Below are 21,661 nucleotides of genomic sequence, written 5' to 3'. Positions count from 1 at the left end.
GCTCCTTTTAAACACCCGAATAAGCCATGAATCCGCCATCCACAGGCACCGTAATTCCTGTGACAAATCTTGAATAAGACGGGTCAGCCAGCCATAATAGCGTGCCGGTTAAATCCTCCGGCTGCCCAAAGCGTTCCATTGGGGTATGATTGATGATTTTCGATGAACGCTCGGTCAGCTGGTCGTTATCATCCAAAAGCATTTTCCGGTTCTGCTTCGTTAAAAAGAATCCCGGTGCCACAGCGTTACAGCGGATATTGTGCTTGGCCATGTGTACGGCCAGCCATTGGGTAAAGTTCTCAATGCCGGCTTTCGCGGCACTGTAGGAAAGCACCTTGGTCATTGGGCTCGGTGCGCTCATCGAAGAGATATTGATAACGGTGCTCTCCTCTTCATGAATCATGTGTTTCAGGAAAACTTGCGTAGCAAGCACTGATCCTGTGAAATTTAAATCATGCACGTGATTCATGCCTTCTTCGGTAATATCGAAAAAAGAGTTTGCTTCCGGGTCCTGGACGTCCTCCCAGCGGAACGCTTCATTTGTAGTCACGGCTTCCGGGTGGTTTCCTCCGGCGCCGTTGATCAGGATATGATACTGTCCGTAATGCTCCTGGATTTTTTCATTCGCTGCTTCAATGTCGCTTTTCTTCGTCACATCACAGGCAAAGGCAATAGCTTCCCCACCGTCTTCAGTAATTTTGTCAGCTACTTTTTGGGCGTTCTCCTGCTTTCTGCTTAATACAACAACCCGGGCGCCCTGTGCTCCCAGAGCCTCAGCCATCTGTCCGCATAGAACGCCTCCGCCTCCTGTGACAATTGCAACTTTTCCCTTTAGCGAAGTATGTGTCATTTATTTTTGCTCCTTTCGTTTCTGGTCCCAGATCCCAAGCATATACATGATACCTAACGCGCGGTCATACAGGCCGTAGCCGGGGCGCCCCTCTTCATCCCAGATGTGGCGGCCGTGGTCCGGCCGGATGCATCCTTTGTAGCCAATGTCATAGTAAGCATTCATGATATCTGTGATTGGCACGGAGCCGTCTTCTTCCCGGTGGGAGGATTCAATAAAGTCCCCGTTGTCGTACCGGTAAACGTTACGGACGTGGGCAAAATGGATTCTGTTTTGAAACGCGTGAATCATCGCCGGCACATCGTTTTCTTTATTCGCTCCCAGTGCTCCGCTACATAAGGTCAGACCGTTGTGCTCCTCATCCACCAGCGAGAGTATTCGCTGCAGCTGCCCCTGGTTGGAGACGATTCTCGGGAGGTTAAACACGGACCACGGCGGATCGTCCGGATGAATAGCCAAGCGGACATCGTGCTCTTTACATACGGGGATGACTCGTTCTAAAAAGTACTGCAGGTTGGAAAATAAATCATCTTCCGATACGCTTTCATACTGCTGAATGGTGTCTTCGATTTTACTCAATCGTTCCGGTTCCCAGCCCGGCATCGTAAATTCAGGATTCTGAAGCACCCGTTCGATGATGTCCTGAGGGCTGGCGTCATTCAGAAGATCTTTTTCATAAAACAGCGCCGTTGAGCCGTCCGGCATTTCTTTAGCCAAATCGGTCCGAATCCAGTCAAACACCGGCATGAAATTGTAGCAGATCACTTTTACTCCGGCGCCGCCCAGATTTTTTATCGTTTCGATATATTTGGCGATGTATTCTTCCCTGCTCGGAAGCCCTAATTTAATATCTTCATGAACGTTCACACTTTCCACGACTTCTGCTTTAAAGCCGTGGGATTCGATCAGCTGTATTTCGCGCTGTATTTCTTCTTTTTCCCATACTTCACCGGCAGCCTTATGGTGAAGCGCCCAGACGATCTGTGTCGTTCCGGGAATCTGCCTGATGTTTTCCAGCTGTACATTGTCATTGCCTTCGCCGTACCATCGAAATCCAATATCCATTATTCTTTCTCCCTTCAACGAGCTATATCGCTGCCTTGTTGGCTGTTTAGAAAAGCGTTAACGTCTTCTTTAGGTAAGCAGAACGCATCTCCCGGCACCGTATGCGCGAGTACGCCAACTGCTACTGCAAATGTAATCATTTCAGACATATTCTTTAATGCTTCCGGGGACTCCAGAATCTGGTGCAGGATGCCGGCTGAAAACGCATCGCCGCCGCCAATCCGGTCATAAACGGACACATCGTAAACCGGCGCTTCAGCACGCCCGCCTGAAGCGTGCAGCAGCAGCCCGGATAATTGGTGCTGCAAATTGGTGAATGGGCGGCGACGCGAAGAAGCCAGCCAGGTAATCCCGTAATCCTGCATAAAGGCTCTGTACGCCTTTTCCTCCCCGTCTGCATCACCGGAGACGTTATAATTTAAAATGTTCGTAAGGTCCTTCACCCCGGCGAAGCATATATCCACCATCGGAAGAAAGTATTCAAACGCTTCCCGGGCCTGCTCGATGCTCCACAGCTTGCTCCGGTAGTTAAAGTCAAAGCTGATTTGCACTCCATGTTCCTTTGCTTTTTTCGCAAGAGCATACGCTGTCTCGCGCGCCTCCTGGCTGATAGCCAGAGTGATTCCCGAAATATGCAGTATCTGGCAGTCCTGAAACCAGCTGTCACTGATGGTCTCCTGCGGGCTCCACCGGGAAAAGGAAGAATAAGCCCTGTCATAGGTTATCTTCGAAGGGCGCTCGGCTGTTCCTTTTTCCACAAAGTACGTTCCCAGCCGGTTACCTTCCCGCTGAACAGCTCCTGTTTGCACGCCTTCCTTCCGCAGATAGGCCAGAGCTGCATCTCCTACAGGATTATCGGGAAGCGCGGTGATCACTTCTGTTTCTGTACCGAGGTTGCTTAATGCCACGGCCACGTTAATTTCCGCCCCGCCGTAGAAGGTTTCGAGACTCGTATGTTGTTTTAGTGTTTCTGTGCCGGGAGGAGAAAAGCGCATCATCATTTCTCCAAGTGCCATAATTTTTCCCATTGTTTTCTCCTTTATCGAACAAATTAACTAAATCGGTTTAGTTTAATAGAAAAAATTTTAGTTTTCTTCTATTAATTCCTTCACTGACTCTCTGGCAATCAACGTAGGAGCCATTCGAACAATCTGCTGATCATTAATTTCTCCACGAATTTTTTGAAGCAAAACTTCCGCTCCCTTTTCTCCAATCTCTGCACTTGGCTGTTTTATGGTCGTAAGAGACGGCTGGTATACATTCGCGTAGGAAACATCATCAATGCTAATTAAACTAAAATCCTCTGGAATATGGCGGCCGCTGTTTTTGCACTCATTTAAAATTTCCAATAGAACAAGATCATTACCAGCAAGGACCGCCGTCGGCGGAGCCGGGCCGCTCATCATTCCAGTCACTTCCTGCTGAATTCTATCCAGGGGTTGATCGATGATGTGGTTTTCCTGCATCTCCAGGCCGTACCGCTCCATACTTATACGAAAGCCCTCGATACGTTCAAGCCGTGGAGTAACATAAGCCGTAGCCGGCATGGTGACGATGGCAATTCTTGTATGGCCAGCCTGGGCAAATACCTGGACGGCTGTATCTACAGCTTTAAAATTGTCGAGTAACACCGTATTAACAGCTAAATCAGGAATGATCCGATCCAAAAACACAAGCGGTATGTTTCTTTCCTCCAGAAGTTCATACATATCAATATTGTCCCCAGTAGGAAAAACGATAAATCCGTCCACCTGTTTTGCCATTAATGCTTTAATATATTTTCGTTCCTTTTCAGGATCGTCGTCAGCGTTACAAACAATTACGTGCACGTCCGCCTCCATGCAAGCGTCTTCAATCGCCCGTATAATTTCCGTAGAAAATTTATGAAGTATATTTGCCACAATAACACCAATGGTTGATGTTTTTTTCACTTTCAGGCTTCTGGCAACCACATTAGGGGAGTACCCTGTTTCTTCAATTACCCGCTGAATCATGTCTCTCGTTTTCTTAGACATAAATTCATACCGGCCGTTCAAATACTGGGAAACGGTACTTTTGGAAACGTTTGCTTTTTTAGCTACATCTGACATTGTTAAATGAGAAGAGTGTTTTTTTGTCATATCCCCCAGCTTCCTAAATCGGTTTAGTAAATTTATTGTAAACGATAACATTTTCTTTTTACAAGATTTTTTTGTAAATTTGGACTAATATTTTTCGTCTAAGCCAAAGGGAACTGCCTTTTCTTGAAGACAGCTCCCTTTATTTACCTTCTTTTTGATTATGATAGCAGCCCTTCGACACAACCATCGGCGAAAGCGAAACGGGGGCCCTCAATCACCGTGCAGTCGTGCCCGTAAATGTCTTTTATCATGTTTGCCGTAATGACTTTAGAGGGCACGACGCTTGCCGCAAGCCGGCTTTCACGAGGGGCGAAAATATTGTTGGCGTAGCAGTTACTATTCGTACCCGCCCGAAGTGCTCCATTTATAATACACGGGGAGCTGCTTTACTACCGTAATCAAAAACGATAAGCTTCCAATACCTGCGGCTATGCTAATTAAATCAGTGTAATTTAACCAGGCCATGGTGAAATCTAAAGGTTCTATGAAGAATTTTATCATTAAAAAGCTTGGTACTACACAGATTAATACTGTTATGGAAGCATAGATAGAGTTTTTCAGACAAAACATTAAAAATAAACCTGAAACCGGCAGCATGCATTTTTTATTTCCCAAAGCATACTGAATAATGCTATAGATAAAAAGAATGCCGATGATTTTCAATGTACTTTCAATAGCTTCCGCCCAGTGTTCTTTAATAGATATAATGCTTTCAAAATCAAATATATTCAATATCAATACACCAAAAAAACTAACTCCTGCAAAAATACTTGTTAAAGCCAGCGTTTGTTTCAAAATCACTCGAATAGCGTTGAACATACATTACAGCTCTCCTTAAATCAATAACAAAAGCAGCAAGGGGATGGTAAAAATACTGCTGACCGTCGTTATTAAAGTAACTGCCGATACATGGTGTGGGTCTGTTTGAAACTGCACTGCATACAAAGTAGTATTCGCTGCTGAGGGGGCCGCCGCCATAATGATCATAATATTCCCCGTCAACGTGTTTACGGGAAGCATCACTACAAGAAGCCAAGCGACGGCAGGAGAAATGATTAACCTGACTAAAACCGCGCTCATCATTCTTGATATATTGATGTGAGCAAAAGATATATTTGCCAGCTGCATGCCTAAAAGCAACATTATAACGGGTATCGCTGCATCAGCTATCGAATTAATTCCGCCCGTAATTCCCCCCGGCAGCGTGATTGAAGTGCTATTAAATATAAAGCCCAGAAGGGCAACATATAAAAGGGGAAGCTTCAACACTTTCCAAATTACGTTTTGGCCTCCCGCAGCCTCCATAGAAGACCCTTTCGCAGCAAAATAAACTCCCACAGAGCTCATTAACAGCTGTTGCAGCACCATTAGCATTACGGCAATATTCAGAGCCTGTTCTCCAAATATTGCCAATACTAAAGGGACTCCAAAATTACCATTGTTCATAAATGCTGAAGATAAAATAAAACCGTAGTGTTTTTCTTTATCTTTATACCAAAAGTAAGAAAAACAATAACTGATGAGAACCAGCAATAAGCATAGGGCACCCACAAATGAGGCATAATAAACAATTTCTGCGTTAATGCCTTCCTGGTAAAACGTTCTAAATGCAAGAAATGGCACCAACAAATAGATCGAAAACGTAGACAAAGGCGCCAATTCTATATTTAGCAAACGCTGAGCAATAAAGCCCACCATAAAAATTGCAAGCACTGGCCAGACAATATTAAAAATGTCCATAACGCATCTTCTTTCTTATTATTGAATGGCCGTTATCGATTCCAGACAATAAGCTTTTCTTCTGTCATTTCTTCAATAGCATACTTCGGGCCTTCTTTGCCCGTACCGCTATTTTTCACTCCTCCATAAGGCATATGATCCACTCTATACCCTGGGGTGTCATTAATAATTACTCCACCTACTTCTATTTCTTCTGCTGCCTGCAGGGCAAAGTTTAAATCATTTGTAAATATACCGGCCTGCAGTCCGTAATCAGAATTATTAACTTTTTGTATTGATTCTTCTGTACCAGTGTATGCTTCCACGCACACTACCGGGCCAAATATTTCATCATACGATACACGCATCGTTTCAGTAACATTGGTCAACACAGTCGGATAAAAAACAGCTTCTTTCCGCTGGCCTCCAACTTGAATTTTTGCCCCTTCATGTACTGCTTCTGCTACCCAGTCTTCTACACGCTGTGCCGCATCTTCAGAAATCATCGGGCCGACATCCGTAGTTTCCTTTCCAGGGTCGCCAACCTGTATACTTTCCGTTGCTTTCTTCAAATGCTGGACGAATTCATCATGAACAGACCGGTGTACAAAAACTCTTTGAACGGAAATACAAACCTGCCCTGCATTATTAAAACTTTTCAATGCTACCGCTTTAGCGGCCGCCTGAACATCTGTATCATGATGAACGATAGTAGCCGAGTTGTTTCCAAGCTCCAATGCTACTTTTCGAAGTCCTGCATGCTCCTTAATATATTTCCCTACACTAGTACTCCCCGTGAATGTAAACATATTTACTTTATTATTTTCCAATAGCCAGTTTCCAATTTCTGCGCCGTGCCCCGTTAGCACCTGAAGTTTTCCAGTTGGCAGCCCCGCTTCTTTAAGTATTTCAGCTAACTTCAAAGCCACCAGCGGAGTAGCGTCTGAAGGCTTTAATACCACACTGTTGCCTGAGGCCAATGCCGGCCCGATTTTATGGCAAACTAAATTCAATGGCACGTTAAACGGGGTAATTGCTGCTATTACTCCTACCGGCTTCCGAACAGTATAAGCCCTTCTATTTTCAGATCCAGGTGCTGCTTCAATAGGTACGCCTTCTCCAGCAACACGCTTTCCTTCTTCAGCGGCAATCTCCAACGTCAGGGCCGAACGGAAAACCTCTCCCATCGATTCATTGATTGGCTTTCCCACCTCTTTTACGAGCAGATTGGCAAATCCTTCTTGCTGTTCTCGTAATTTAGCAGCCGCCTTTTGCAGTATTTGATATCTTTCATAAGGGCTGAGAGGAGTTTTAAATGCTTCCTGGGCTCCTCGTACTGCTTCTTCAACATCTTCTTTGCCTGCACGGGCGACTTGTGCTATTGGCTGTAGGCTGTACTTGTCTAAGATATTTATTTTTTGTTCAGTCATTTTGGTTTGGTTATTGATAAAAAGCCCGAATTCTTTTTGTTGTTCAAAGGTTTGCATTAAAGTACCTCCCAATTCATCATAATGTTACTACCTTTTTATTTTTGAAAAATTCTTCCGCATAGTTTTGACTGCCGAATACACGAATTTTTTCTGCAACTTTCTGTTTTAGCTTTTCTTTTCCTTTTTGCGTAGCATTTGCTAATACGATATCGCTGCTATTCTTTTCCCAATGCTCCCGCATCCCAACAATAAATGCCTGCCTCAGTTCCGTATCGACGTTGATTTTTGAAACACCTAATTGAACAGCTCTTTTCACCTGTTCATCCGGAACATCAGAGCCGCCATGAAGAACAATAGGACGGGAAACTTCTTCAGCTATTTCCGTTAATCTTTCAAACCGAATATTGGGTGTTTGTTGATATATGCCATGAGCAGTGCCAATAGAGATAGCTAGATAATCTACATTTGTAAATTCAGCAAAAGTTTTTGCCTCCTCTACGGTTGTGATAAGCGCATCTTTTTCATCTACGGTGATGTCATCCTCCGTACCGCCTATTTTCCCTATTTCACCTTCAGAACCAATTCCTAATTCTTTTGCCATCAATGCTACGTGCGCTGTCTTTTCAATGTTTTCTTCAACCGGAAGCGAAGAACCGTCAAACATTACGGATTGAAAACCTAACTGGATAGCCCTCGCTGTCTGCTTTAATTCACGGCTATGATCCAAGTGTACTGCAATTGGTATACTCGCTTCCCTGCCATACCAATCGACCAATGATTTCATTGGTTCTAAGCCCACAGTTTGTATAACTTTTTGCCCGACCTGAATCATAATTGGAGATTGCATTTCTTCCCCTGCTTCGATAATAGCCTGAACTGTTTCTACATTATGGGCACTAAAAGCCCCCACCCCGTAATTGTTTTTGAATGCATGCTCTAGCATTGTTTTTCCATCAATAAATGCCATTTTTCGGCCTCCTTAGCGCTCTAAATCAATATCATAATGATATTGGTCACTTCTATATCTAGTTTTTGTATATTCAATTGGGCGATCATGTATCCCAAAACTAAGCCTGGTCATTTTTAATAATGCTTCACCCGCTCTAATACCAAGCAAGTCCGCTTCATCAATAGTGGCATTGATGGCTATAATGCTTTCATTAGCTTTTTTCAGGTAAATACTATGTTTTTCTAATATTTCATAGTATTTGGCTTGGTTTAGATCCTCATTCATCAACAATTCACCAAGATCTTTGGGCCAGCACGTACGCTCTAAAGCTACAGGGATTTCATCTGCAAAGCGTATACGTTCAAGCAGTAGTATCTCTTCTTCGCTCCCGGCCTTTAACATACTTTTCTCATGATACAAATCATCACGAAACTCAGCACGTATCAGCCGGGAACTAGGAGTCTGGCCTTTCTCAATAACTTCTTCGGCAAAACCTTTGAGCCTCCCCAGGCTCCCAACCAATTTTTGCGGCTTTACAATGGTGCCCTTTCCCTGCCTTCTTTCCAGAAGACCAGTTTGTACGAGGATAGATATTGCCTGCCGAATAGTTGTCCGGCTGACATCGAATTCTTTCATTAATTCCTGTTCGGTTGGAATTAAGTTGTTTTCCTGCCAAATGTGACGGTCTATTCTATCAACTAGAACATTTTTCACTTGCAAATAGAGGGATTCTGGTTTACTTTGGTCGATCGATGGATGAGGCATAAATATTGTCTTCCTTTCTTAAAGGAGGGGGGTAAGAGAGTCCATTGCCAATTAATGGACGAAGCCATTCATAATACTGCTTTTGGTCGTTAATGAATTTTCCTGGCAGTGCTCTTTCCCCTTCTTTTATCACGTTTTTAAATGAAGTAGTATTTATTTTAACATGATAAGGAAGATTACTAATGCGCTCTATACAAACCATTTGGCCACTGACGTTTTCATTTACTAAATGAGCAGCCTTAGTACCAATTTCCATGGCCTCCTGTTTATCTGATTCAGAGATGTATACGGAAGAAGAGCGCTGGTTCATGCCCAATACCTCAGCTCTTACACTAATTTTGAAATACTCCTCTAAGCTGGATTTAATCTGGGCAGAAACTCCTCCCAATACGGCCCGGCCATTTTTGTGTTCGGCATTCAGGCTGTCCTTCCAAAGCATGCCTTCACTTACTACGAGCAATGCTTGACCATGAGACTGCAGCGAAGCTTCCACAGATTCAAATAATTGCTCATGCGTATCAGGTATTTCAGGAAGTCCAATAAAGTGAGGCCCTTCTTCTTCATATTTTTTAAAAAATCCTGAGGCCCCAGCAAGCCATCCCGAATTTCTTCCCATGGTTTCCAAAATTCTAACCTGTTCAAAATTATTCATCGCCATTAGATCCCTGCTGGAATCTGCTACAGTCTGTGCCACATACCTAGCAGCACTGCCAAAACCGGGTGAATGATCTGTTCCTCCTAAATCATTGTCTACGGTTTTCGGGATGCCTATTACTTGAAGGTCAGTGCCCTTATTGGCTAATTCCTTTTCTATGAGATGCAGCGCATACATAGTCCCATTTCCACCGATCATTATGAGGGTGTCGGCTCCGATATGATTCAATTGCTGGCACATTTTTTCAATTACTTCCATACTGCTTTCAAAGCGTCCCGAGCCAAGACACGCTCCTGGAACATCTTTGTACATCTGCAGGCGCTCCAGCAAATCCGTCGTTCCTTCTAAAAAATTGCCTTCAGCCAGCCCCTCATAACCATTGAAAACAAAAGTTATATCGTGTTTCGGGGCTAAAGCTTCTGCCAAACTGACCAGAGAAGCGTTTATAACAGCTGTCGGCCCTCCAGCCTGACCGATTACAATTCGTTTTTTCATACACATCCACCCATCTTGCTACTCTACATAGACAGTCGTCGGAATGTTCAGTTTACGGCCCAGCTCCATCAATTCTTCGGTTACATCCGCATAAACCAGGCCGTAATGAGGTTCATAACCCTCCTCCATCAACTGCTGTACCGTTTCAGTTACTGACGTACTCAGTTCCACTTCTACACTTGTACCATTAAATCGCTGTGGTGTATCCAATGCTTTTCCTTTCATAATTAACAGACGGAAACCTTCTCCAGGCAGATAACTCACCCGAAATATTGTAACTTCTCCTGCTTTTAATCCAAATTCCATTGTCATTCCTGTTTTTCTATTCGGATGAACTCCTGCCTGAGCACCCTGCTTTTCATTTGCTAATGAATAAGCTCCAGCTCCGCAATGCCAGAAAACCACAGAATTACTGGCTTCATTTACATGGACCATGTCTCCAAGATACGGGGAGGCCCCTAAAGAGAGATGATTTAGTATGTGCATCGATAAGGCTCCGTGGATATCCGTTTCGCAGGCTGAAGAAATGCCGTCCTCAGTTAATTGGGAAAGCGTCGAACATGCCGCTGCACCAAACTCTGTAAAGAATTCCGGCAGACACCGGATCGCCAGTGCTGAAAGGTTTTCTTCCCGGATTTCCTGGCGCATATACGCACAAAACTCGGAGAACTTCTGGGTCGTCTCTTCTGAACGCTGGAGACCGATCACTTGTGTTTCTGCCCTGTCGAGCTCCTGCTGCTGCATGGAAGCAGTAGTCTCTTTTGCCCGTTCAAATGCTTTTTCCAGCTGCATGCTGTGTATTTGAACACCAAACCGTTCCTGCAGGAGTTCTTCGTCTGTATCCGCGAAGAAAAAACCTGGAGGGTGTTCTCCTACAACTCCAATTTTCGTGCTTTGGAGATTTTTAATCATTGACTGGACATTTAAATTCACCCGTAATTTTTTAAGAACCTGGCTTTCATCACTATTGCCGAACACAAAATCGTACGGGTGCTTCGCTGCACGCAAAACATGGGACGTACTGTTTCCTCCTGTTAAAGAATTTAACCTGAGTCTTCCTCCTATTTCAGGCTCTCTAATGGACCAGACCATAACGGGAGCAGAAAACCGGCTAATAATTTCCCGAATGTACTCACCATCAGTAAAGGTGAGACTCTGATAAATGACATAATCTATACTTTCCGCTTCTATGGTGTTAATAAATTCACTCACATCGTTAACCGATCCTAGAACATCCTCTGGTTCGAACAGGTGAGCACTTATGCTTTTGAGTACTTCGCTCGTTTGCGACCGTTGTTTTCTTGCCGTTTCAACATCAAAAGTCTTCTTGACCGCTGGAATATACAATACTTTCATGCCATTCATGTTATGCCTCCATTTTGCAAAGGTTATTATGTTTATTTAAACATAATAACCTTTCATTGTTCAACCTGTTTTCATTCCACTGCTTGTTTCGATTGATTTAACAATTCCTCAATATTGATTACCGCTTTGTTTTTAATGGACTCTTCTGCTGCTACTCCTACAACGATGGACCAGAGTCCTTCTTCCAGCGTAGCTGTATCCTTATAATCACCTTTAATATTATCTACAAAATACTTATGCTCGTAATACGTTCCCCCGTGATGCCCACTATTTTGAATAATCGCTGGATACATCGGAGTGGAAATCTTTGAAGTGCCATTTTCTCCTGTTAAAATTTCAAAGTGGGTATTGGCTCTACTGGATGGTAAAAAATCATCGTTTTCGTATGTCTTAATTCTTCCTTTGCTACCACAAACAGTCATTTCTTCATAAAACATTGGAGCAAACATGCACAAATTAAAGTTTCCTTTTACACCATTTTCGTATTCGACTGTAACAAAGGCCTGATCAACAACATCAGAAGACTCCCCTTCGTATTCAAAATCCTGGTAATTGACTGCTAAACTTCCACTGGCATAAACAGATACGGGTTTAGAGCCTGCTACTACATTCATTAAATCAAAGTAGTGGCAGCATTTTTCCACTAAGGTCCCGCCCGAGAACTTAGAAAATTTATTCCACTGATCAACTTTGTCCAAAAAAGGAACTCTGTGTTCCATTAAGCTGATGTTTTTCACTTCCCCTAAAGATTTCTTGTGCAATACTTCATGCAGAGCTTCATCATAGATGGGTTTATGCCGGTATTGAAGTCCGATCTGAAAGACGCCTTCATAATCTTTAACTAAATCCTGAATAGCTAAAACATCTGGTATAGTGGTAGCCATTGGTTTTTCTAATAGAATATGCTTCCCTGATTGCACTGCTGTTTTCATCACTTCCAGATGAGTATAGTTAGGCGTGCATATAATTAATCCATCTACACTGGGATCAAAACAAGCTTCTTCTAAACTATTGTATAGGTGCAGCTCATAATCGTATTCTTTTTCAAAAGCTTCTTTTGTCCACTCTGCACTCGACTGGTCCAGATCATAGACACCATTAATAGCAGCTCTTCCTTCGAGCATAGTCACTCTAATATGCTCCATGCCTATCATTCCCGCACCTATCACATTAAATTTGAATTCGGGCTGAGCCTTTAAAAACACATACTTATCTTCAGGTTTTAAATACTCGGAATAAAAGTTCTGTTGGAAATAATTGTTGTTAGTCATTATAATGCTCCTTTTACAGTTTTGTTACGGGTTTGTCGTTTGTTTTTTCAACAGCTTTATCATGCTGAATTTGAATTGCTTCTTCATATTTTTTGTTCCACGATTTCAATGAAACAATATATATGATAACGGTTACAACAAAAAGAATTAAAAACATCGGCAAAAACATAGAGGACACGATGCCTTCTGTATAAGCAACACCCCACGGAGAAAATACTAAATAAGTGAAGGCTACTGCGCTAAGCAACACTGTAGTTACTGGCAGAGCGTATTTCCAGGGGGTCATATTAACTTTTGGATCAGCGTGAAATTCAAAATCTTCTGGCAGCGGTTTGAATTTCCCGGCACTTAACATGATGCCTACTTCAATCAAGAATAATACAAATGAGATGTAAATAAAGTTAATTTCAATATTATAACCAAAGAACTGATTGACCCCGTACAATAAAAAGTAGTAGGTTACTACGTGAAAAATAATGGCAATCTTTGGCCCTAATGGAGGCACACGTTTCGTTAGAATGCCGACGAGGACAATGGCAATAATAGGAATGTTAAAAAACCCGGTAAATTCTCTAATCAGGTTCCACAAACCGTCTGGCGCGCGCAGTAGTAATGGGGCAATGAAAAAGGTGACCATAGCCAAAAAAGTACCGAACCATTTGCTGATACGAATCATTTGTGTATCAGTAGCGTTTTTGTTGATCCATGCTTTATAGATATCGTAGGCAAACATAGTTGAAGCACTGTTTAATAAGGAGTTAAAGCTTGAAAATACAGCCCCCAGCAAAACAGCTAAGAAAAAACCATTTAAGAAAGTGGGCATTACGTTTGCAATTAGCGTCGGATATGCTAAGTCGATGGGATTTAGCTGTTCCCCGTAAAGGTGGAACGCAATAATACCTGGAATCATCATCATTAACGGAACCAGCAGCTTATAAAAACCGGTGAACAAAGCACCTTTTTGTCCTTCAGCAAGGCTTTTTGCCCCTAATGTACGCTGAATTACATATTGATTTGTCCCCCAGTAAAACAGGTTCATGAAAATCATGCCTGTGAAAATAGTTCCGACTGGCACAGCATCATCGGAGGAACCTATCGCATTTAGTTTTTCCGGGCTTTCTAAAGTGATAGTGCGCATGCCTTCAAGCATGTTTCCATTTCCGAGAGCAATGAATCCTAAAACCGGTATCAGCAGTCCTACAATGATAAGTCCGATGCCATTCAGTGTATCGGAGATTGCTACTGCGCGCAAACCACCAAAAATGGCATAACAGGCGCCGATAATTCCAATAGTCCAGACTACCAGCCAAAGGCCTTGTTCTAAGGAAATCCCGAGTAATTCTGGAACCTCAAATAATTGAAGCACTGCCAGGCCTCCGGAGTACAGAACACTTGGAATCGTAACAAAAGCGTAACCAAGCATAAATAGCATAACTACATATGTTTGAACACCGCTATCAAACCTGGAGCGCAAAAACTGCGGTAAAGTTGTAAATGCTCCCCCCAAATATTTAGGCAATAAAAATAGTGCCAAAATGATAACCGCGAAGGCTGCCGTTACTTCCCACGCCATGTTGGAAAGATTCGCACTATATGCTTGGCCGTTTAATCCAATCAGCTGTTCTGCCGAGAGGTTCGTCAATAACAGGGAACCTGCTATGAAACCGCCTGTCAGGCCACGTCCAGCCAGAAAATAACCATCGGAGTTAGAAACTTGATTTCTGGTTTTTCTATAAGAAATCCAGGCCACTAGAGCCATAAAGAAAATACAGCTGGCAATTGTTAAAATCATTTGATTTCCTCCCTTTATCTATAATTTAATTTCAAATTTTCTCCCACCAGCTTTACCGGCACGTTTTGGTCCACAAATTTTTGATGATCACGATGGGCTATCGCCCACTTGTTCTTTTTGAAAAGAAATTCATCAGCCTCCCTGCTTTCATACTCTAACTCTTCATTTGTGCCTTTAGGTAAAATAATCATACTATTAAAACCGTCTTCGATTACTTTACAGGGAGCTAAATGAAGCGTAGTAGAATAAATTTCAACAGCTTTAAACGCGGGTATAAACACTGCCACCGTATTTTCAGCTGCAACTTCTTGTTGCAAATCTACTTCCTGCAGCGTTTGGATGAATAATACCAAAGGGGTAGCTGTGACGATGACTTCAGAGGTTTTATGAAATTCAAATCCATTTAAGTATTGATTATGACCTTTGCATAACCCTAGTTGCACCGGTAGTTCCCCGAAAAACTTTTTTTCGATTTCTTGTTTAAATTCAGTATTTTCCCACTCATCAATAGAGGGCAAGTAAATTGTAGCGTTTTCTGGTATTTCATCTTTTATAAAGCTGTTTGGAAGATCGTTTACCGGAAAATTCTTAAGTATTTTTCCGAATTTATTAAAGGCTCTATCCTCTACTTCCATTATTTTTATACCAGGATTTTTTCTTTTTAATTGTTCAATCATTTAATTCCTCCCCTAAAGGTCATTACCTTTATTAATTGATCATAATGTTTTCTTCTATTATACATTTTTTTTAAGCGCTTTCAACATGTTTTTTGAATTTTTTAATTTCATCTAAAACGAAAGAAAGAGAAATTCAGCTTGCTGGCTGAATTTCTCTTTCTTTTATGAATCACTGTATATACTAGTAATCAATTTGATTCTTAATAGCTGTAGTAGTGTAAAACCCGGATGCCGGAAATGAGTGACCAGTTACGTGCAACCCAACGCGGCTGACTGCCTCCTCCATCTGTTCCGGGGAAACGCGGGGAGCGTTGTGTGCATGGGATGAGTTATTCTCCAGCTCAACAATTACCAGGCTGCCGCCCGGCACGAGCACCCGCTGCACTTCCTCCAGCACCGGTGCAAGAGAAGGCGCTTCATGAAGCACGAGCGAAGCCAGGACCACTTCGACTGAAGCCTCAGCGAACGGCAGCTGGTTCATCTCTCCCTCTATGGTCTGTATGTTGGTGAGTGAATCCTGGGCTGCCCTCGCTTCAATGAGTTCGAGCATTTCCCGGTCGCGGTCCAGCGCATAAACCCTTCCTTCTGTTCTTTCTGCAGCAGGGAGAGTTAAATATCCAGTCCCGGCCCCTAAGTCCAGCACACGGCCGGAATCGCCAAATGTAACAAGGTCAAGCACTGCTTCCGGCGGGAGCGCCTCCCGTCTTTCTTTTCCTTCCAAATATGCCTTTTTATCAGAGGATGATTGGTGATGGTAGTGTGTCATCGTTCTGCCCCTTTCTGTGAAGACAACAAAGATATTAAAGACTCTTATTATCTTTAATTAAATATAGCACTGGCTGCTTCGCATGTCCATATTCCTGCTCATCATAAAGAGCCGCCCACTGAATGGGACAGCTCCTCTGCGTCTCTATAAGGGCATTACCTGTTTTTTTGTTTGCCTGCTTTACTATCAGAGGATTCATGCAAAAACTTTTCGAACAGCGAGGGGTCCGACATAATGGTGACAATCCATTCGTTCGCTTTAAATCTTTTTACGCTCTCGTATAATTTTTCTGTATCACCGCATTCCACAACCGTGTATCCCCGTTGTTTCCACCCTTCTGTGTTCATGTCCTCACGCCGGCCGACAATTACTTCGCGTTCCTTCGAGCTGTAGCAGTAAACAAATGCGGGAGAGTTCATTGTTTCAGCCTCTTTTCTGTAAAATATGGAGCGGAAAATAAAAAGCCAGCACTAAGAAGCTTTCTTAGTACTGGCTGCGCCGAAAAGCATTTTCTTTTCAGCTACTTGCCGCGTATTATTTCGTGCATCGGTGTATGGCCTCGTATCGTTGTATCCGTACAAATACAAAAAACCACAGAAATATAGACTTCTGCAGCTTCTGCATCAGCGCTGACTGTCTGAATATTTCTGCTCGATATTATTTAAAAAGTGTTTTAATGACGAACCAAAGCTCCGGCCGCAAACATGCAGGTGCTAGCTTTTCATGCCTTATTTTATCGTATATCGTCATTCATACATCTACTAACGCCACTTTACTGGCAGTACATTAACTGGCGCTTTTGTCCAGAATGTTAACCACCCTGAGCTTAAAATGCAGTTACCAAATTCATGCTAAAACTATTTTCTAGTATTTTAAACATAACACAGTTATTATGTCATGCCAATGAAGTATGATAAAAATGGTAATATAAGCATATAACACCAGATGTGAGCAACTAGACAGAAAGGAGACGGAAAGCATGCAGATGATCGGGCTGCTCGGAGGCATGAGCTGGGAGTCGTCCGCGCTGTACTACCAGCTGATTAATGAAGAGGTAAACCGACGGCTCGGGCGACTGCATTCGGCCCGGTGCCTCATGTACAGCGTTGACTTTGAAGAAATTGAACAGATGCAGGCCACAGGCAGCTGGGAAGAAGCAGGAGAACGGCTAGGAGAGGCGGCCGCGGCTCTTGAGCGCGGCGGCGCAGATTTTATCGTGCTCTGCACGAACACGATGCACAAGGTCATCGGAACGATCGAAGGCTGCGTAAATATCCCGGTGCTGCCCATTGCTGAAGCAGCTGTCCGGGAGATCCGCCGGCAAAAGCTTTCACGTGCCGGCCTGCTCGGCACCAAATATACGATGGAGGAAACGTTTTATACTGACGGGCTCCGTTCAGGCGGCCTGGAGGTGACGGTGCCTGACCCGGAACCACGCGCAGAGATCAACCGCATTATCTTTGAGGAGCTCTGCCACGGGACGGTCCGGCCGGAATCCAAAAGCTATATGCTCCGGGTCATGGAACAGCTCAAACAAGCCGGAGCCGAAGGTATTATTTTAGGCTGCACAGAGCTTGGCATGCTGGTCACTTCGGAGGACACTGAACTTTCGGTGATCGATACGACCCGAGTCCATGCGCTTGAAGCCGTGAATGAGGCTTTAAAATCTTATTATTAAACTTTTTGATTCACACGTTGACCATCTTAATAAACCTATCGCAATTCTTTGATGATGTCGACAGGGCCGCTTCCCAATACTCCATTGACAAGGTTTTTTGCCGCTCTTAGATCCATAGCATCTCTTGTCTGCTTAGTAGCAGAGCCCACATGAGGCGTGATTGTAGCATTAGATAATTGTAACAAAGGGTTGTCTGAAGCCAGCGGTTCGTTTTCAAATACGTCCAGAGCTGCCCCATAAATATCCTTGTTTTCCAACGCTTTAATCAATGCCTCTTCATCTATAATTGGTCCTCTTGAAGCGTTTACTAATAAGGTGTTTTCGTTCATTTTTTGAATTTCCTGTTCTCCAATAAAATGACGTGTTTTTTCATTTAGCGGAAGCATGATGACAATAATATCTGATTGCTCAAGAAGAGTGTCGAGGCTTACTTTTCTCGCTTCGTATTCTTCTTCTACTTTTTGGTTCCGACTGCGATTATAATACATTACTTCCATTTCAAAACCTAAATTCGCTCTTCGGCAGATTTTTTCTCCAATTCTTCCCATGCCTATAACGCCTAGCTTGCTATGGTGGACATCCTTACTTAAGAAGTAGGGATCGTCCATCTTATTCCATTTACCTTTACGGGTAAACTGTTGTAATTCCGCAGTTCTTCTGGCCCCGGATAAGATTAAATTGAAAACGAGATCTGCTACCGTTTCATCCAGCACATAGGGGGTGTGTGTTCCTATCACTCCTGCTTCTTTTAATGCCTCGATGTCAAAATTATCGTACCCTACCGCTACGTTGCTTATTACTTTTAAGTTTTCAGCATTCTCGAGCAATTCTTGATTTACGGGCACCTTCGGGATAATTGCCCCGTCCGCCTCTTTTAGTTCAGCCTTTAGCGTTTCCCTCGGTATTTTCGCAGCCTCTCTCCAGATGTTGTAATCGCAGTGCTCTGAAATAAATGTTTCGGCTTCGTTTGTGATTTGTCTTCCAATATATACATAAGGCTTCATTATTATATTTCCCCTTTAACATCTGGTTTCCATTTTTTTCGAATATTCCATAACGGAGAAAGTAAAGTGAGAACCGCAAGTGCCAACAGCACTACTGTTATTGGCCTTGTCAGAAAAATTGTCATATCTCCCTGCGCTAAAATAATCGAGCGTCGTAAATTACTTTCAAGGAGCGGGCCTAAAATCAGGCCCAGGATTAATGGGGCCACCGGGAAATTGAATTTCTTCATAAAATAACCGCCAATCCCGGCTGCGAACATAACGATAACATCAAAGTAGTTGTTATTCAGTGCATAAGCGCCTACTACACTTAATACCAAAATAACGGGCATTAGAAAGTGCCCCGGCACTTTCAATATCTTTGTAAAAAAGCGAATGCCTGAAAAACCAATAATTAAAATAAATAAATTAGCTAAAAGCATTCCTATAAATAATGCATAGACAAGACTTCCGTCGGAAACGAACAGCTGAGGCCCTGGCTGCAGCCCCTGGACAGTCAACGCTCCTAACAATACCGCTGTCACCGCATCTCCCGGAATGCCGAGAGTCAGTAAGGGCACCATCGCTCCCCCGGTCAAACCTGTATTAGCTGCTTCTGGTGCTGCAAGGCCCCGAAGAGAACCGTTACCGAATTCTTTTTTATTTTTAGAAAACCTTTTTGCTTCGTTGTAGGCCACAAAAGAGGCGATATCAGCCCCTGCCCCGGGAATCATGCCAATGAAAGTTCCTATTCCCGAAGAACCCAGTATCGTTAAGAAAACAGCACGAAATTCAGACCATTTTAATTTCACTTTATTAATTGTTTGGCTACTGTCCGTATTTCTTATCTTATCTTCCACCATACGAAACGCTTCAGAGGTTGCGAACAAACCAATCATTGCTGCAATGAAGCTCACGCCCCCCAACAGCTGAACGTTTCCGAAAGTAAAGCGGGTTACGCCGCTGATGGGGTCCAATCCTACCGTTGCGATAATCAGCCCTGCCAACCCGGACATCATCCCTTTTGCATATGAACCGGCAGTTAATGTAGAAATGACTGACAATCCAAACAAAGCTAAAGCAAACGTTTCAGGAGCACTGAAACGAAGAGCAAATTCAGCTAACTGGGGAGCTACTAAAATTAAAAGTATAACCCCCACCACCCCGCCGATAGCAGAAGATACCGTCGATACTTGTAACGCTTTATAAGCCAGCCCCTTTTTTGTCAGCGAATACCCATCAATGACACTGGCAGCCGAAGCAGGGGTTCCTGGTGTATTTATTAAAATTGCGGTCAGCGAACCTCCGTAAATAGACCCAAAATATACTCCAATCAGCAGCAGAATGCCATTAATTGGCTCCATCCCAAATGTAATTGGAAGCATTAAAGCTACCCCCATTACTGAAGAAAGCCCGGGAAGCGCTCCAATAAACAAGCCAATAAGGAGGCCCAGAATAAGTAAAAGGATAGTTTCAAATTGAAATACATATGTAAGAGTTTCCATCTTTTTCACCTATCCTTTCAAGAAAATAGTAAGCCAAGCGGCAGATTCACATTTAATAACTCCGAAAAAACGATATACACAAATAAAAGAACAATTAACGGCATTGAGGCTATGACCCACCACGCCCGAACCCGACTTAACCACAGCAGTACCGCAATCAATAACAACGTGCTGAGGTAAAATCCGAGCACTATCATGCTAAGTAAATAAATCCCGAAAACTATCATTAAAACAAAGGAAAAACGATCAAAGGTCACTTTTGAGTCTGCTTCTTTATTTCTGCTCCGCGCCTGCATGAATAAAACCACTGCAAAAATGATAAATAAACCGATATATATCCTCGGTAAAAATCCCGGACTTGTACGAACGATATCAGGCGATGGAAAACTAAATGTAACAGCAAGTAGCGCCAATGCCAAAGCAATTGCAACAATACTTATGAGCCGGTCTGCTCTAGCCATAAAGAACCTCCCTATTGTTCTTGTTTCATATCCAGTTCTGTCAGCATTTCATCAAAAAATTCCGACTGCTCATTTAAAAATGCCTGAAACTCTTCAGAATCCTTGATTTCAAGTCCATAGCCCCCGTCGTTCATGAATTCTTCGAATTCTTTTGAGTCCGCAGTCTCTAATATCGATTTTTCCAGCTTATCCACTGTCTGTTCAGGAGTATCAACGGGTACACAAAGGCCCCGCCATGTTCCTACTGTGCCAAGGTCATATCCTTCTTCTTCAAACGTAGGCACATCGGGCATCGCTTCCACACGTTCCTCTGACATCACAGCCAATGTTTTAAACTCTCCAGATTCTACCTGCGGCAACACTTCAGCAGCACTAACCGTCACTGCGTCCACATGCCCACCGGCAAGTGCCGTTACAGCCGGCCCCGCGCCTTCATAAGGAACATTCGTGTAGCTGGTATTTGTTTCAGAGCCCATCGCTTCAGACGCAATATGCCATATCGAGCCAGTACCGGAATTTCCAATTTTTATTTCATCAGGATGTTCTTTTGCATAGGCTATAAATTCTTCCAGCGTATCATAAGGGGCATCAGCAGGAACCGTAATAGCTGCAGGGTCCAAATTAACCATTGCTACTGGTTTATAATCATCCGGGCTGATATCAGCCAGCCCCAAATCGTTCAGCATAGCAAGTTCTGCTACTACCATTGTTACTGTTTTACCGTTAGGATCGGCATTCGCCCCTTCAATCATGCCTATGGCATTGCTTCCGCCGGGAATGTTTTCCACACCGATTCCACGGTCCATTTCTTCTTCCATCATGGAGCCTAAAGACCTCGTGACGATATCTGTGCCTCCACCTGCAGCTGTAGGTACAATAAATGTTAACGGACCGCCAGAAAAGTCGGAGCCTGAAGAATCAGCATTTTGATTACTACAGCTTGAAAGGAGCAGTAATAAACTAAAAAACAGCAGGGAAATTCCTTTCATTTTTATCCTCCTTTTTGATAGCGCTATCATTTATGCGAATGATAGGGACCATGGAGAAAAGATGAACGCTTCATTTTCCTCCATGGCCGTGACTCACTGATTATTCCTGTTTAAACTAAGAAGAAA

Annotated in this window: 21 protein-coding genes; 1 reads left to right on the top strand and 20 read right to left on the bottom strand. The window is 43.2% G+C overall.

Annotated features, from left to right (window positions below; translation table 11 throughout):
- Positions 1–7 precede the first annotated feature (7 nt).
- The 16 genes from B5066_RS08155 to B5066_RS08080 all read right to left on the bottom strand — a co-directional run bounded on the left by B5066_RS08155 (position 8) and on the right by B5066_RS08080 (position 16,338).
- Positions 8–850 (bottom strand): SDR family oxidoreductase, encoded by an 843-nt coding sequence (locus B5066_RS08155; RefSeq protein WP_079475450.1) that lies wholly within the window; start codon positions 848–850, stop codon positions 8–10.
- Positions 851–1,915 (bottom strand): mannonate dehydratase, encoded by a 1,065-nt coding sequence (gene uxuA, locus B5066_RS08150; protein ID WP_079475449.1) that lies wholly within the window; start codon positions 1,913–1,915, stop codon positions 851–853. It lies immediately after the preceding gene.
- A gap of 14 nt (positions 1,916–1,929) precedes the next feature.
- Positions 1,930–2,943 (bottom strand): sugar kinase, encoded by a 1,014-nt coding sequence (locus B5066_RS08145; RefSeq protein WP_079475448.1) that lies wholly within the window; start codon positions 2,941–2,943, stop codon positions 1,930–1,932.
- Positions 2,944–3,000: 57 nt separating this feature from the next.
- A complete protein-coding gene (locus B5066_RS08140; protein ID WP_079475447.1) occupies positions 3,001–4,035 on the bottom strand; it encodes a LacI family DNA-binding transcriptional regulator in 1,035 nt (344 codons plus the stop codon).
- Between the two features lie 336 nt (positions 4,036–4,371).
- Positions 4,372–4,854, bottom strand: a complete 483-nt coding sequence (locus B5066_RS08135; RefSeq protein ID WP_079475446.1) for a hypothetical protein — start codon at positions 4,852–4,854, stop codon at positions 4,372–4,374.
- Between the two features lie 15 nt (positions 4,855–4,869).
- Complete coding sequence (locus tag B5066_RS08130) at positions 4,870–5,775, bottom strand: AEC family transporter (RefSeq protein WP_079475445.1); 906 nt, start codon at positions 5,773–5,775, stop codon at positions 4,870–4,872.
- 32 nt (positions 5,776–5,807) lie between these two features.
- Positions 5,808–7,241 carry an aldehyde dehydrogenase family protein gene (locus tag B5066_RS08125; protein ID WP_079475444.1) on the bottom strand — a complete coding sequence of 478 codons (1,434 nt, stop codon included), beginning with the start codon at positions 7,239–7,241 and terminating at the stop codon, positions 5,808–5,810.
- A 19-nt stretch (positions 7,242–7,260) separates the two neighbouring features.
- Positions 7,261–8,151, bottom strand: coding sequence for a class II fructose-bisphosphate aldolase (locus B5066_RS08120; RefSeq protein WP_079475443.1), 891 nt, complete (start codon positions 8,149–8,151; stop codon positions 7,261–7,263).
- 12 nt (positions 8,152–8,163) lie between these two features.
- On the bottom strand, positions 8,164–8,898 hold the full coding sequence (locus B5066_RS08115) for a GntR family transcriptional regulator (protein WP_079475442.1): 735 nt from the start codon (positions 8,896–8,898) through the stop codon (positions 8,164–8,166).
- Positions 8,870–10,048, bottom strand: coding sequence for a diphosphate--fructose-6-phosphate 1-phosphotransferase (locus tag B5066_RS08110; RefSeq protein ID WP_158219162.1), 1,179 nt, complete (start codon positions 10,046–10,048; stop codon positions 8,870–8,872). Before B5066_RS08110 ends, B5066_RS08115 begins: the two co-directional genes overlap by 29 nt.
- An 18-nt stretch (positions 10,049–10,066) precedes the next feature.
- Positions 10,067–11,413, bottom strand: a complete 1,347-nt coding sequence (gene sftI, locus B5066_RS08105; protein ID WP_079475440.1) for a sulfoquinovose isomerase — start codon at positions 11,411–11,413, stop codon at positions 10,067–10,069.
- A 71-nt stretch (positions 11,414–11,484) separates the two neighbouring features.
- A complete protein-coding gene (locus B5066_RS08100) occupies positions 11,485–12,684 on the bottom strand; it encodes a Gfo/Idh/MocA family protein (protein ID WP_079475439.1) in 1,200 nt (399 codons plus the stop codon).
- A gap of 13 nt (positions 12,685–12,697) precedes the next feature.
- Positions 12,698–14,476 carry a solute:sodium symporter family transporter gene (locus B5066_RS08095; protein WP_079475438.1) on the bottom strand — a complete coding sequence of 593 codons (1,779 nt, stop codon included), beginning with the start codon at positions 14,474–14,476 and terminating at the stop codon, positions 12,698–12,700.
- 14 nt (positions 14,477–14,490) lie between these two features.
- Positions 14,491–15,153: a DUF4867 family protein gene (locus B5066_RS08090; RefSeq protein ID WP_079475437.1), complete on the bottom strand. Its 663-nt coding sequence runs from the start codon at positions 15,151–15,153 to the stop codon at positions 14,491–14,493.
- A gap of 181 nt (positions 15,154–15,334) precedes the next feature.
- Positions 15,335–15,919: a class I SAM-dependent methyltransferase gene (locus B5066_RS08085; protein ID WP_079475436.1), complete on the bottom strand. Its 585-nt coding sequence runs from the start codon at positions 15,917–15,919 to the stop codon at positions 15,335–15,337.
- 155 nt (positions 15,920–16,074) lie between these two features.
- Positions 16,075–16,338 (bottom strand): hypothetical protein, encoded by a 264-nt coding sequence (locus B5066_RS08080; RefSeq protein ID WP_079475435.1) that lies wholly within the window; start codon positions 16,336–16,338, stop codon positions 16,075–16,077.
- A gap of 560 nt (positions 16,339–16,898) precedes the next feature.
- On the opposite strand from B5066_RS08080, the gene B5066_RS08075 reads away from it, so the two are divergent.
- Positions 16,899–17,597, top strand: a complete 699-nt coding sequence (locus tag B5066_RS08075) for an aspartate/glutamate racemase family protein (protein ID WP_079475434.1) — start codon at positions 16,899–16,901, stop codon at positions 17,595–17,597.
- Between the two features lie 35 nt (positions 17,598–17,632).
- Here B5066_RS08075 and B5066_RS08070 read toward each other — a convergent pair whose 3' ends face one another.
- The 4 genes from B5066_RS08070 to B5066_RS08055 are packed head-to-tail and all read right to left on the bottom strand — an operon-like array spanning position 17,633 to position 21,535.
- Complete coding sequence (locus B5066_RS08070) at positions 17,633–18,601, bottom strand: 2-hydroxyacid dehydrogenase (RefSeq protein WP_079475433.1); 969 nt, start codon at positions 18,599–18,601, stop codon at positions 17,633–17,635.
- A 2-nt stretch (positions 18,602–18,603) separates the two neighbouring features.
- On the bottom strand, positions 18,604–20,085 hold the full coding sequence (locus B5066_RS08065) for a tripartite tricarboxylate transporter permease (protein WP_079475432.1): 1,482 nt from the start codon (positions 20,083–20,085) through the stop codon (positions 18,604–18,606).
- 17 nt (positions 20,086–20,102) lie between these two features.
- The gene (locus B5066_RS08060; RefSeq protein ID WP_079475431.1) at positions 20,103–20,546 is read right to left on the bottom strand and encodes a tripartite tricarboxylate transporter TctB family protein; all 444 of its coding nucleotides are present in this window, start codon (positions 20,544–20,546) and stop codon (positions 20,103–20,105) included.
- Positions 20,547–20,557: 11 nt separating this feature from the next.
- Complete coding sequence (locus B5066_RS08055; protein ID WP_158219163.1) at positions 20,558–21,535, bottom strand: tripartite tricarboxylate transporter substrate binding protein; 978 nt, start codon at positions 21,533–21,535, stop codon at positions 20,558–20,560.
- Positions 21,536–21,661: the final 126 nt, after the last annotated feature.

The organism is Marinococcus halophilus (genome assembly GCF_900166605.1).
GTDB lineage: Bacteria > Bacillota > Bacilli > Bacillales > Marinococcaceae > Marinococcus > Marinococcus halophilus.
The sequence above is the reverse complement of the archived record's forward strand: the minus strand, read 5'-3'. Positions and strand labels throughout refer to the sequence as shown.

What these genes read in the sequence shown, in the direction of transcription:
- B5066_RS08155 (WP_079475450.1), bottom strand. Translation starts at nt 850, where the DNA reads ATGACACATACTTCGCTAAAGGGAAAAGTTGCAATTGTCACAGGAGGC.
- uxuA (WP_079475449.1), bottom strand. Translation starts at nt 1,915, where the DNA reads ATGGATATTGGATTTCGATGGTACGGCGAAGGCAATGACAATGTACAG.
- B5066_RS08145 (WP_079475448.1), bottom strand. Translation starts at nt 2,943, where the DNA reads ATGGGAAAAATTATGGCACTTGGAGAAATGATGATGCGCTTTTCTCCT.
- B5066_RS08140 (WP_079475447.1), bottom strand. Translation starts at nt 4,035, where the DNA reads ATGACAAAAAAACACTCTTCTCATTTAACAATGTCAGATGTAGCTAAA.
- B5066_RS08135 (WP_079475446.1), bottom strand. Translation starts at nt 4,854, where the DNA reads ATGTTCAACGCTATTCGAGTGATTTTGAAACAAACGCTGGCTTTAACA.
- B5066_RS08130 (WP_079475445.1), bottom strand. Translation starts at nt 5,775, where the DNA reads ATGGACATTTTTAATATTGTCTGGCCAGTGCTTGCAATTTTTATGGTG.
- B5066_RS08125 (WP_079475444.1), bottom strand. Translation starts at nt 7,241, where the DNA reads ATGCAAACCTTTGAACAACAAAAAGAATTCGGGCTTTTTATCAATAAC.
- B5066_RS08120 (WP_079475443.1), bottom strand. Translation starts at nt 8,151, where the DNA reads ATGGCATTTATTGATGGAAAAACAATGCTAGAGCATGCATTCAAAAAC.
- B5066_RS08115 (WP_079475442.1), bottom strand. Translation starts at nt 8,898, where the DNA reads ATGCCTCATCCATCGATCGACCAAAGTAAACCAGAATCCCTCTATTTG.
- B5066_RS08110 (WP_158219162.1), bottom strand. Translation starts at nt 10,048, where the DNA reads ATGAAAAAACGAATTGTAATCGGTCAGGCTGGAGGGCCGACAGCTGTT.
- sftI (WP_079475440.1), bottom strand. Translation starts at nt 11,413, where the DNA reads ATGAATGGCATGAAAGTATTGTATATTCCAGCGGTCAAGAAGACTTTT.
- B5066_RS08100 (WP_079475439.1), bottom strand. Translation starts at nt 12,684, where the DNA reads ATGACTAACAACAATTATTTCCAACAGAACTTTTATTCCGAGTATTTA.
- B5066_RS08095 (WP_079475438.1), bottom strand. Translation starts at nt 14,476, where the DNA reads ATGATTTTAACAATTGCCAGCTGTATTTTCTTTATGGCTCTAGTGGCC.
- B5066_RS08090 (WP_079475437.1), bottom strand. Translation starts at nt 15,153, where the DNA reads ATGATTGAACAATTAAAAAGAAAAAATCCTGGTATAAAAATAATGGAA.
- B5066_RS08085 (WP_079475436.1), bottom strand. Translation starts at nt 15,919, where the DNA reads ATGACACACTACCATCACCAATCATCCTCTGATAAAAAGGCATATTTG.
- B5066_RS08080 (WP_079475435.1), bottom strand. Translation starts at nt 16,338, where the DNA reads ATGAACTCTCCCGCATTTGTTTACTGCTACAGCTCGAAGGAACGCGAA.
- B5066_RS08075 (WP_079475434.1), top strand. Translation starts at nt 16,899, where the DNA reads ATGCAGATGATCGGGCTGCTCGGAGGCATGAGCTGGGAGTCGTCCGCG.
- B5066_RS08070 (WP_079475433.1), bottom strand. Translation starts at nt 18,601, where the DNA reads ATGAAGCCTTATGTATATATTGGAAGACAAATCACAAACGAAGCCGAA.
- B5066_RS08065 (WP_079475432.1), bottom strand. Translation starts at nt 20,085, where the DNA reads ATGGAAACTCTTACATATGTATTTCAATTTGAAACTATCCTTTTACTT.
- B5066_RS08060 (WP_079475431.1), bottom strand. Translation starts at nt 20,546, where the DNA reads ATGGCTAGAGCAGACCGGCTCATAAGTATTGTTGCAATTGCTTTGGCA.
- B5066_RS08055 (WP_158219163.1), bottom strand. Translation starts at nt 21,535, where the DNA reads ATGAAAGGAATTTCCCTGCTGTTTTTTAGTTTATTACTGCTCCTTTCA.